The sequence below is a fragment of the Isoptericola croceus genome (assembly GCF_029382255.1).
Classification (GTDB): Bacteria; Actinomycetota; Actinomycetes; order Actinomycetales; family Cellulomonadaceae; genus Isoptericola; species Isoptericola croceus.
Genome location: NZ_JARLLG010000372.1, coordinates 1 through 265 on the forward strand (window position 1 = coordinate 1; position 265 = coordinate 265).

The window sequence follows — 265 nt, forward strand, 5'->3', positions numbered from 1 at the left end:
TGGCTGTTTGTTGTCATGAGGTCGATCCAGGTCGACGAAGTCCTGCTTTTCGAGACGAGAGCTCATGGATTCGACACGACGTCGCTCGAAGGAACTCTCCGGCAAAGGTAGCCTAGTCACGCAGCTGATCGGTTCAACCCAGGCCACAGAAAACGGGTGCGACATCCAAAGTGCAATGCTGGGAATGTAAGCGTAGACGTGACACCCAGGGCCAATATGAACACGGCGCGGAAGTTGGAACGTCACTCGACATGCCTCACCAGGC

General features: G+C 55.5%; 1 protein-coding gene. It reads right to left on the minus strand.

All coding sequences use genetic code 11. The features are described 5' to 3' along the window. On the minus strand, positions 1 to 246 hold a 246-nt coding region (locus PZC42_RS23350; RefSeq protein WP_368860296.1), incomplete at its 3' end, for a hypothetical protein. Positions 247 to 265: the final 19 nt, after the last annotated feature.